This is a genomic window from Niallia sp. Sow4_A1 (genome assembly GCF_052116745.1).
Lineage (GTDB): Bacteria > Bacillota > Bacilli > Bacillales > Cytobacillaceae > Niallia > Niallia hominis.
Genome location: NZ_JBQKKM010000054.1, coordinates 23,346 through 29,550, shown reverse-complemented (window position 1 = coordinate 29,550; position 6,205 = coordinate 23,346). Strand labels below are relative to the sequence as shown.

Here is a 6,205-nt window from a genome sequence, read left to right as displayed (position 1 = left end):
GTTACCACCTGACTTATCCATTATAAAGGACTTTTTCTTTGCACAAAATAATAAAATTGAACATTTTGAGTATTTTTAATAGTGAAAATAAATTAATGCAACACTAGTGATTTTTTCTAAATATCTTAAAAATAAATGGTATAATATTTGTTCGAATGTTTTAACTGGGAGGAAGGTATGATTCAAGCAATTGGAGTCGTTGATTTTCATTACAAGCCAATGAGAACAACGAAATATAAAGAGAATGTTACAAAGAGATTAAATGCAAAAACAAATAAATTTGATGATTCCTTTGAAGTCATTACAATATCGGAACCATATGACATGGATGGAGACATTTATGTCCGTGTATCCTGTTCCTTTACGATTTATATGTATGAAAAGGCCTATATTCGAAACCCTGAGGAGTATGTAGGATCTGTCTTTCCTACTTTAAAAGAAAGAATAACACCAAATATAATAGCAACAAAGGTTTATAGTTTAACCAAAAGAAGATAAATATTTTTTCATAGATAAAAGGAATGTGCACATTTTTAGCGAATAAAAGGGAAAATAATCTTTTTTAGGAGGAGAAAAATGCAGCATCATTTATCTTTAAAGCAGGAAAACTTGCATGGTTCCTTTAGCAATAACTATAAACCAATATTAACAGTGGAATCAGGCGACTCGATTACGCTAAAGACACTGGATATTGAATGGGGCTATTCAGCCTCTAAAGAGGAAGATTATCGTAAATACTCCTCACGAGAACAAGAAGAAAAACCACAGCATCCGATGATTGGTCCTATTGCTGTTAGAGGTGCTAAGCCTGGAATGGTTTTAGAAGTAAAACTTAATGATATTGTTCCAGGTTGGTATGGACGTAATTGGGCCGGCGGAATGGCGAATTGGCAAAATAATGCGATTGGAATCTCTCATACTGACAGAATTCAATTAGATTGGGAATTAGATACGGAGAAAATGATTGGCTCAACCTCCATTCATTCCCGACCATTTCATATTGCCTTGCAGCCGTTTATGGGTGTTCTTGGCGTTGCTCCAAAAGAAGCAGGTGTCCATTCTACCTCTCCACCAAGATATTGTGGTGGTAATATTGATTGTAAGGAAATCGTAAAAGGCAGCAGTTTATTTTTACCAATCTCTGTTGAAAATGCTCTTTTCTCCATTGGAGACGGCCACGCACTCCAAGGAGACGGAGAAATCTCAGGTACAGCAATTGAATGTCCAATGGAGCATGTAGACATTACATTAATTGTAAGAAAAGATATGGATTTAACGTATCCTAGAGCGAAAACGCCAAATGGCTGGATTACATTTGGGTTCGATGAAGATTTAAATAAGGCAACAGAAATTGCCTTATCAGATATGATCTCTTTAATGGAGCAATTCTATTCTATTTCACGAACAGAAGCAACTGCTTTAGCCAGTGTTTCTGTTGATTTACATATTACGCAAATTGTTAATGGAGTAAAAGGTGTTCATGCCATTTTGCCACATGGCGTTATCCGTTAATTAGGAGGATTTACTTTGAGAAAAAAAGATAAAAAAGACTCCTTTGCTTGGAATCTATTAGAAGTATTACTCGATTTCATTGAAATCTTCTATGGCTTTTTCCGATTTTTATTTCGCTCATTTTTGAAACTCTAATTAAATATGTATGACAAGGAGAGAGGAGGAAATATTAGATTAGTTCCTCCTCTCTCTGCTTTTAGCCCACTATACTTAGAACCTTTGCATTCCCTTGTTAATTTGCCTTAAAATTATACAATGGCTTAATAATTTCTGCGATATCAATTGTATCTGCTGTGTGCTTAATAATTTCTTCCATCGGTTTATAAGCAAATGGACTTTCATCTAATGTACTATTCTTAACTGAAGTGCTCCAAACATCTTTCATCGATGTTTCAAAATCCTTTAAACTAACTGTTTTTCTCGCTTTCGTTCTCGACATCAATCTTCCTGCTCCATGTGGGGCGGATTGATTCCAGTCATCGTTGCCTTTCCCAAATGCAATAATGCTGCCATCTCTCATATTTAATGGAATGATTACTCTTTCTCCTTTTCTAGCAGAGATTGCACCTTTTCTTAATATCATATTTTCCATATCAATATAATTGTGAATAGTAGTAAATTGATCTAAAATAACCCAGTTCATCTTTGTAACTATGACATCAATCATTGCAAGACGGTTTAAATAAGCATACTTTTGAGCAATTTTCATATCGTGCATATAGTCTTTAAATCCTTGAGATTCTAAATAAGCAAGCTCTTTGTTTATTTTCGGTAGTTTCATACTATTTATACTTGATTGGATTTCAGCATGTCTTCCCTCTTCTTTCAATTTAGCAATAAGTTCTTTTTTCATCCCATCAACATTTAATAAATTATCATAAGCAAGTGTCTGGTAATATTCTGCAACTTGTGCCCCTAGGTTACGGCTGCCGCTATGTATAACAATATACACATTTCCATCAGTTGATTGATTCAACTCAATAAAATGATTTCCGCCACCTAAGGTTCCAATACTTTGTTCTGCCCTTTTTCTATTTATTGGTGCTTTCACTTCATCCAAATCTATCTCTTCATTATACGGATGTGCTTTATCACGAATAGAGAAACCGCTTGGAATGTATTTGCGAACAGCGGCATCTAATGCGTCATAATTGATTTCTTTATCCCCAGTATTCACTTTCGCCACCGCCATGCCACACCCAATATCGACCCCTACTAAATTTGGAACAATTTTGTCATGGATAGTCATTGTTGTCCCAATTGTACAGCCAACGCCTGCATGGGTATCTGGCATAATGCGGATTTTGCTTTTTTGTGCAAATTCCTGATCACACAATTCTTTAATTTGTGCTTCAGCCATTTCTTCTAATTGATCAGTAAACACCTTAGCAGTATTGTATTTTCCTGTTAATTCAATCATTTGGTCACTTCCTTTTCTGATTATCTTTTTTAACTTTCATTTATCCCCATATTTATTGACGTACCTTCTTAAACTGTTATACACTTAATATAACAGTTATGAAATAGGTTGAAAGGGGAAAATCGAATGAATTCTATCTATTTAGGAGTATCTCTACAATTATTCCTTGCTGTAATTGTGCCTGTTCTTTTAATGATATATTTACAAAGAAAAAAGATGATGTCATGGAGATCCTTGCTTGTTGGAGTACTTATCTTCATAGTTTTTTCACAAATTCTAGAAAAGATCGTTCATTTCCTCGCACTCGCTCCAAATGGAACTGAATTAAGATGGAGCACAAACCCATATATCTTTGCCTTGTATGGAGGGCTTGCGGCCGGAATATTTGAAGAAATGGGTCGATATTTTGCTTTTAAAGTATTCTTAAAAAATAATCATCATTTTAATGATGGGCTATCTTACGGTTTAGGTCATGGAGGAATAGAAGCAATACTTATAGGTGGAATGTCAGCACTAAATTCTCTCCTTATCTCCGCAATGATTAAAACTGGGAACTTAGAAACTATTCTTGGAGCTGCTGCTACACCTGAAGAAATTACGAGCATTAAGGAGCAATTTGAGGAAGCAAACACTTGGGTTTTTGCCACAGGCGGATTAGAAAGAATTCTTGCTCTTGCTTTACATCTCGCTCTTTCTATCCTTGTTCTGTATGCTATTAGACAAAACAAATTCACCTATGTTCTTTACGCTATTATCATCCATGCAGCAATTAATTTCTTGCCAGCTCTTTATCAAGCAGGCACTTTGACAAATCTTCTTGTCATCGAGATATTCTTAGGATTCATTGCTATTCTGTCATTCGTATTTATTGTAAAAATGAAACCAAAATTTGAGAGGTAGATTTTATCTCTCTCCTTTTTTATCGAAGAACATTTTATTTACCACTGTTCCCCATCCCATTCATCCAAAATAGATACATATTCCGTTTTCGCACCTGAACTTGTGGAACTGCTATTTTCGTAGTAGTTATATGGTTCTACATAATTATTTTCCCTATCATAACCTTTAACGCCAAAATGCAGCCCTTCTTCATTATTAAAAGTAAATAAATCTTCTTCCTGTTCCTCAACCTTTATCTGAGTAGCCTTCCATATCCTCTCCCATTCATCGGTGACTTTGTGTATCCCATATGGCTTATCGCCTAAAGAAACAACTTCCTCTATTTGGATTGCAGGTTCATAAAATTCAACACCCCATCCACTTCTAAAATTCCGATGCTTATTCATAAAAAAAGTAAGATGATCTATTTTATATTTTGTTTCAAGGTTCCATATAAAATATGATTCAGACTTATTTCCACCTGTAATTTTCCACAAAAGCGGTTGTCCTGATGATGTTACATAGGTTACTTCCCATTTATTCTTTTTCCATTCTAATAAACTATAGCCATATTGATTATCACTAGAAAGGTGGGGCATAAAAATATGATTATCGTCGATAGCCATTTGTTCGAAAATAGACTTAATGTTTACATCGCCTGTTTCCAAAATCATTTTCTTTAATTGATTTTCATTTGGAAGAGAAGAAGGAGTACGTTGCTCTTCATTTAAAGGAAGAAAAATAAGTAAACATATAGCAATTATTAATACGACCACTAAACTCCATATCCATTTATATCTCACTTATTCTTTCCTTCCTTCTATGATGGATTTAGACGATTGAAAATAGAACTGCTCTTTTTCTGTTGAAATAAGCATGCCTTTTCCATCTTTTTCAATATAAATAGTAGATTCATAGCCACTCCCCCACTTTGGACTTGCTCCTAAAAGAATATAGGGAAAGCGTTCCGTTGTCTGATATGGCGCCTGTTCATCCTCTTCCCATTCTTCCTCATCTATTTCTGGATATGATTCATCATACCAAAGCATCGAGTCCATTTTGCTTAACTCCCATGATGATAGACTTTCTATAAACACCTCATTATTAAGATCTGCTTGTTTACCAGAAGGATGGATTAATAGAATGCCAGGATCATCTAATTCAGCTAAAAAAGTTTCTACTTTTTCTATTGGATACAAAATATTCTGTAATGGAGAAATAAGTAAAGTAGTTATAAGAAAAATATAATTCCCAAAGAACCCAAACCAGGCATATGGTCGATATATCTTCCATCGTTCTTTCTTCTTTCCAAAAACCAATATTAGTATCCATACACCAAGTGGTAATATTGCTATTTTCACTGGTGTTTCACCAATGGCGAACTGAAAGTTAAAACAAAATAAACCTATGTAGACAACAATTACCATTTTCCATATAACAGGTTTTTCCGTTTGTCTTCTATATAAATAACAAACAGCACAAATAAGTATGCCCCAACCAAATATGTTCATCAAATTTGTGCTTAAATGATTTGCTTGCCAAAAATCAAGCATAGATAATCTCCAATCTATAATAGCTTTTATATTTATCCTTATTTTAGCATATTTCCCAAATTGCAACACTCTTTATTAAGAAAGCATGAATGTTATATAACTTGTAGAAATAGAATTATAATAGAAGAATCCTAAACCCTATGATAAGATACGGATAGGCAAAATAGAATATCTAAATGCATAATAGTGATAATCATTTAAGGAGTGCAGTAAATGGAAAATTGGATTATGGAAATAATGGAAAACTTCGGATATATCGGAATCCTTTTGTTAATTATGCTTGAAAATATCTTTCCCCCGATTCCATCGGAAGTGATATTAACATTCGGGGGGGCGATGACGGCAAAAACAGAGATGACTATAACAGGGGTTGTTCTCGTTTCTACGATTGGGTCGGTTCTAGGAGCAATCATTCTTTATTTTATTGGTTCCTTATTAGAAATCAAGAAGTTAGAAAAAATAGTAGATAAATGGGGTAGAATTCTCCGATTGAAAAGAGAAGATTTATATAAGGCAGATCGCTGGTTTGATAAATACGGTTATTGGACCGTCTTCTTCTGCCGCTTTATTCCGCTAATTCGAAGCTTAATTTCACTTCCCGCTGGTATGGCAAAAATGAATTTTGGTATCTTTTTATTTTTAACAACAATTGGTACGTTCGTGTGGAACTTTGTCCTTATTCGAATTGGAGCAGCAGTAGGCGACTCTTGGGAAGATATCGTCCACTATATGGACATGTACTCCAATGTTGCATATACGCTTATTGCTATCATAGGAATTGCTTTTATCGGAAGATATATTTATAAACGAATGATTAAACAAGATTAATTGATACTGCTCC

General features: G+C 34.4%; 7 protein-coding genes. 4 read left to right on the top strand and 3 right to left on the bottom strand.

Going from position 1 to position 6,205, the window contains the following annotated elements; genetic code table 11:
- The first annotated feature begins 177 nt into the window (after positions 1-177).
- Positions 178-498 (top strand): hypothetical protein, encoded by a 321-nt coding sequence (locus ACTQ5K_RS21690; RefSeq protein WP_031535866.1) that lies wholly within the window; start codon positions 178-180, stop codon positions 496-498.
- A gap of 78 nt (positions 499-576) precedes the next feature.
- Positions 577-1,512 carry an acetamidase/formamidase family protein gene (locus ACTQ5K_RS21685; RefSeq protein WP_031535868.1) on the top strand — a complete coding sequence of 312 codons (936 nt, stop codon included), beginning with the start codon at positions 577-579 and terminating at the stop codon, positions 1,510-1,512.
- Positions 1,513-1,744: 232 nt separating this feature from the next.
- Here ACTQ5K_RS21685 and ACTQ5K_RS21680 read toward each other — a convergent pair whose 3' ends face one another.
- Positions 1,745-2,932, bottom strand: a complete 1,188-nt coding sequence (locus ACTQ5K_RS21680; RefSeq protein ID WP_031535871.1) for an RtcB family protein — start codon at positions 2,930-2,932, stop codon at positions 1,745-1,747.
- A gap of 126 nt (positions 2,933-3,058) precedes the next feature.
- Between ACTQ5K_RS21680 and ACTQ5K_RS21675 the strand changes: the two genes are divergently transcribed.
- On the top strand, positions 3,059-3,832 hold the full coding sequence (locus ACTQ5K_RS21675; protein ID WP_441994284.1) for a YhfC family intramembrane metalloprotease: 774 nt from the start codon (positions 3,059-3,061) through the stop codon (positions 3,830-3,832).
- A 38-nt stretch (positions 3,833-3,870) separates the two neighbouring features.
- Here the strand turns inward: ACTQ5K_RS21675 and ACTQ5K_RS21670 are convergent, their stop codons facing one another.
- On the bottom strand, positions 3,871-4,614 hold the full coding sequence (locus tag ACTQ5K_RS21670) for a hypothetical protein (RefSeq protein ID WP_031535875.1): 744 nt from the start codon (positions 4,612-4,614) through the stop codon (positions 3,871-3,873).
- Positions 4,615-5,364 carry a hypothetical protein gene (locus tag ACTQ5K_RS21665; RefSeq protein WP_048717390.1) on the bottom strand — a complete coding sequence of 250 codons (750 nt, stop codon included), beginning with the start codon at positions 5,362-5,364 and terminating at the stop codon, positions 4,615-4,617.
- Between the two features lie 213 nt (positions 5,365-5,577).
- On the opposite strand from ACTQ5K_RS21665, the gene ACTQ5K_RS21660 reads away from it, so the two are divergent.
- Complete coding sequence (locus tag ACTQ5K_RS21660; RefSeq protein WP_031535880.1) at positions 5,578-6,192, top strand: DedA family protein; 615 nt, start codon at positions 5,578-5,580, stop codon at positions 6,190-6,192.
- Positions 6,193-6,205: the final 13 nt, after the last annotated feature.